This window comes from Paenibacillus sp. AR247 (genome assembly GCF_002968895.1).
GTDB lineage: Bacteria > Bacillota > Bacilli > Paenibacillales > Paenibacillaceae > Paenibacillus_AQ > Paenibacillus_AQ favisporus.
This window is the reverse complement of record NZ_PCZT01000015.1, coordinates 106,693-111,424: the sequence shown is the minus strand read 5'-3', so window position 1 is coordinate 111,424 and position 4,732 is coordinate 106,693. Positions and strand designations below refer to the sequence as shown.

Genomic DNA, 4,732 nt, shown 5'->3' with positions numbered 1-4,732 from the left:
TGCGCTGTATTGCCATGTCCTCTACCGATGGGCTTGTTCGTGGCATGGAGGCTGTTGATTTGGGCGGCCCAATTACAGTTCCGGTAGGATCCGCTACCCTCGGACGCGTATTTAACGTACTGGGACAGCCGATCGACGAAGCGGGCGAAGTGACTTCCGAGGTTTCCAGCCCGATTCACCGTGAAGCACCAAAATACGACGAACTGTCGACCCAAGCAGAAATGCTGGAGACAGGGATCAAGGTTATCGACCTTCTCGCTCCTTACCAAAAGGGCGGTAAAATCGGTCTCTTCGGTGGTGCCGGCGTAGGTAAAACCGTTGCGATCCAGGAATTGATCAACAACATCGCTCAGGAACACGGCGGTATTTCCGTATTCGCAGGTGTAGGTGAACGTACCCGTGAAGGTAACGACCTGTACCACGAGATGAGCGATTCCGGCGTTATCAGCAAGACAGCGATGGTATTCGGACAGATGAACGAACCGCCGGGCGCCCGTCTTCGCGTGGCACTGACAGGTCTGACGATGGCGGAATACTTCCGTGATCAAGAAGGCAAAGACGTGCTGCTGTTTATCGACAACATTTTCCGCTTTACCCAAGCCGGTTCCGAAGTATCCGCCCTCCTCGGACGGATGCCTTCCGCGGTAGGTTACCAGCCAACGCTGGCAACCGAGATGGGTCAGCTTCAAGAGCGGATCACTTCCACGAAAAAAGGTTCCGTTACGTCGATCCAGGCGATCTACGTGCCTGCGGATGACTATACGGACCCGGCTCCAGCTACAACGTTCGCCCACTTGGACGCAACGACCAACCTGGAGCGTAAAATTTCCGAGATGGGTATCTATCCGGCGGTGGATCCACTGGCATCGAGCTCCCGGATCCTGACGCCTGAAATCGTTGGCGAAGAGCATTACAACGTCGCTCAAGGCGTTAAGCGTCTCCTGGCCCGTTACAACGAGCTTCAGGATATCATCGCCATCCTCGGTATGGATGAGCTTAGCGAGGACGACAAGCTGATCGTAGGCCGTGCCCGCCGCGTACAGCGTTTCTTGTCCCAGCCATTCCACGTGGCAGAAGCGTTTAACGGCATGCCGGGTATTTATGTACCGGTTAAAGAAACGATCCGCAGTTTCAAGGAAATTCTCGAAGGCAAGCACGACGACCTTCCTGAAGCAGCCTTCCTCTTCGTTGGAACGATTGAACAAGCCGTAGAAAAAGCGAAGACGTTGGAATAGTGTCCTGCCGGGAGCTAACTGCTTCCGAAGTGAGCATTCAGGGAGGGATGTAAGTGAGCACCTTTTTATTGGAAATCGTCACACCGGACCACGTGGCTTATTCCGGAGAGGTGGACAGCCTGGTTGTACGCGGTGTGGAGGGTGAGCTCGGCATTTTGCCGAACCACATTCCGTTGGTCACCCCGCTGCGGGTTGCTCCGATTGCCGTGACGAGCGGCAAGAAAACCACCGAGATCGCAGTTAACGGCGGCTTTGTTGAAGTACGTAAAGACAAGGTTGTCGTTCTGGCTGAGAGCGCAGAGCTTCCTGAAGAGATCGATGTTGAACGTGCACGTGCCGCCAAAGAGCGTGCCGAGCGCCGTTTGGCAGCGGGCAAGCAGGATGAGATCGATTTCCGCCGTGCGGAAATGGCCCTGCAAAAAGCGATTAACCGGATCAATGTGGCCGGTCGTAAATAATAGTACAGAGAGCCTGTCTCGTTAAAGAGACAGGCTTTTTTATTGATACGGAAAAAACGAAGGTATAGTTCCTATGAAACCAGGGGATTCTTCTGTCATACAATCCCCATATTCCATATAGAATATTGGTGCTGACTAGTCCAAATGACCTATTTATTTCCGAGGAAATTAGACAGAAAGCGCTTTACGATAAATTATTCAAAAATAAAGGAATTGGAACTGGATTCTTGAGGTCAAGGCAAGTATTATATAATAGTCCCTTGATGAGCTTGGTTGCTGGAAGGGACACCCAGCGTTCATCGTTATTCTTTTTTTAAATCAAGTGATGATGGAGGTAAGGGCATGGATTCGGACGTATCACAGAACATATCAAGCACCATCGGAGTCAGCGGTCTGATGTCCATTGTGGTGTCTTTGTTCTGCATCGGTTTGTCGTGGTGGGCGCTCCAGAACTTGAAGCTGGACCTGTTTATCAGGCATCCGAAAGGAGCTCAAGGGAAGCTGCTGCAGCTGCTGCTGGCGGTAGTACTGGGGCATTTCGTCGCTAAATTTCTGCTCGATTATATCGGCTGGAGCAACATGATCCGGTATATGTTTTAACCGGTCAACGTTTGGTTATATCACTGATAGGCTGCTTGTAGGACTTCAGCAACTGAACATGGTTGAAAGATGTCGAATAATAACATTTTTTATGTCAACAATGAAAAAGAACAGTTTAGGTAAGGCTGGCGGCTCCACTTGCCGATGGTGGCAGGAAAGCCTTACACGTTTAAAAAAGATGTGGACCTGGAGCCGAAAAAGTCTGATTTCGTAACTCATCCCGCTTAGCGTGCCCTGATGCCGGCCGGCTTGAAGCGATAGTTCCTCCGGAGCATATTCGCCAAAAAACGCTTGTATCCGTCAAAAGGTCAGTGTTATGATGGAAGTTAGGGAATTAGCAATGTAATTTCTTGAATATCCAGAAATAAAGGAAAAATTGGACGCGGAGGGAATCATGATGAGCAAATTTATCGTCCGCGGTGGCAATAAACTGACCGGAAGCGTGAAAGTCAGCGGGGCAAAAAATTCTGTTCTTCCGATCATCGCTGCCTCTCTTCTTGGGGAAGAAGGAGAAAGCATCATTATCGATGCGCCTCCTCTTGACGATGTAATTACAATCAGTAAAGTATTGGAATCCATAGGTGCAGTCATTACATATGAAAACGATGTAATGAGGGTCAATGCCCAAACGATTTCCTCATGTGAGGCACCTTATGAGTGGGTGCGGAAGATGCGGGCGTCTTTTCTGGTCATGGGTCCTCTGCTTACGAGAATGGGCCATACGCGGATTTCACTGCCGGGCGGGTGTGCCATCGGTACAAGACCTATCGATCAGCATCTGAAGGGCTTTGAAGCGCTGGGTGCCGAAATCAGCCTGGGACAAGGATACATTGAAGCGAAAAGTAATGGCAGACTGCGCGGGGCCAAGATCTATCTGGATGTGGCCAGCGTAGGCGCTACTGAAAATATTATGATGGCCGCCACGCTGGCTGAAGGCGTGACGGTGATCGAAAATGCGGCGAAAGAGCCGGAAATTGTCGATTTGGCGAACTACCTGAACGGCATGGGCGCGAAAGTGCGCGGTGCCGGTACCGGTATCATCCGGATCGAAGGCGTGGAGAAGCTGCACGGTACCGAGCATACGGTCATTCCGGACCGAATCGAAGCAGGCACCTACATGGTGGCGGCCGCGATTACCGGCGGAGACGTGTACGTTGAAGGCGCGATTCCGGATCATCTAGGTCCTGTGATTGCCAAGCTTGAGGAGATGGGCGTTGAGATCGAACCAGGCGAAAACGGCGTACGCGTAAAGGCGAACCATCCACTTAAAGCGGTTGATATCAAGACGCTGCCGTATCCGGGCTTCCCGACCGACATGCAGTCGCAAATGATGGCGCTGCTGCTCAAGTCGGAGGGCACGAGCGTCGTGACCGAAACGGTGTTTGAGAACCGCTTTATGCATGTGGATCAGTTCCAGCTGATGAATGCGGAGATCAAGGTTGAGGGCCGTACGGCCATCGTAACCGGCGGTGCCAAGCTGACAGGCGCCAAGGTATGCGCTACCGACCTTCGGGCCGGAGCAGCCTTGATTCTCGCAGGCCTCGTGTCGGAAGGAACGACAGAGGTCAGCGGTACGCATCATATCGACCGGGGCTATGTTCACCTGGCAGAGAAGCTGCAAGGCTTGGGAGCCGATATTTGGCGCATCTCCGTCGATGAGCCGACCTTGACTCAGCCGGCAGCGGCCAAGAAAGAGGCGGACAGCAAGGAAGAGGAAGTCAAGCTGGTGAATGTGCAGCCGACTTGGGTGTAAGTCCTTATTTGATCTTGTGATAGGCGGAACATTTTACTGGAAACGATTCATTGTACTGTAAACAAACAAACGGCCCGGAAGTACACGGCCATCCACCCATAAGCAGCTGAGAAAAGACCAGGCCCGTTGCGGCCTGGTCTTTTCTGTCGTCGACTTGTCCGCGATCCACCATCTCCTTCGTTTTCGTCTCCCCAATCAAAGTCTTTCTTATTATAAAGAGAGCTTTCCGAGTGGATGAACGATCCTGCCGATGTCACTGGGCCGTTTCGGCTCCGCTCTGCGTTATTCCATACTTCTTCTTATACGATGCAGGGCATCGGTTTCTGATCCAGCCTATGTTATCTCTTAAGGAATGGAAGGTTCCCTCTGATTGGAGGACACAATCTCTGTTTCTCTTAAAAAGGGTTCTATCACTCTCAAGCCTCTCATATGTATGAATATCGGATGTGAACGGTGAAGACGGGAGCGGACGATAGCGCCGCGTCCCATCGATATCTGCCCGCCGCGCAGCCGGTATCCGGAAGGTCTAGTAACGAAGACGAAGCATGGACGGAGGTTTGAGAGAATATGAAGGATCCACGCACACAATTAAAATTCCCGTCGCTCCCAGAAGCGAAGCGCTCACGCCGGATGATCCGAGAAGCACGGCCCCAAGCCGGGCAGGCCGCAGCTGACGCTGCTGCCCG

Annotated in this window: 4 protein-coding genes; all 4 read left to right on the top strand. The window is 52.1% G+C overall.

Features of this window, described 5'->3' with window-relative positions; translation table 11 throughout:
* Nucleotides 1–1,235: F0F1 ATP synthase subunit beta (gene atpD / locus CPT76_RS25140; protein ID WP_105444859.1), on the top strand; the 1,235-nt coding region annotated here is incomplete at its 5' end.
* Between the two features lie 53 nt (nucleotides 1,236–1,288).
* Nucleotides 1,289–1,693, top strand: a complete 405-nt coding sequence (locus CPT76_RS25135) for a F0F1 ATP synthase subunit epsilon (protein WP_076174668.1) — start codon at nucleotides 1,289–1,291, stop codon at nucleotides 1,691–1,693.
* A gap of 342 nt (nucleotides 1,694–2,035) precedes the next feature.
* On the top strand, nucleotides 2,036–2,293 hold the full coding sequence (locus tag CPT76_RS25130; RefSeq protein ID WP_076174666.1) for a DUF1146 family protein: 258 nt from the start codon (nucleotides 2,036–2,038) through the stop codon (nucleotides 2,291–2,293).
* A 397-nt stretch (nucleotides 2,294–2,690) separates the two neighbouring features.
* A complete protein-coding gene (murA, locus tag CPT76_RS25125) occupies nucleotides 2,691–4,046 on the top strand; it encodes a UDP-N-acetylglucosamine 1-carboxyvinyltransferase (protein WP_084204124.1) in 1,356 nt (451 codons plus the stop codon).
* Nucleotides 4,047–4,732: the final 686 nt, after the last annotated feature.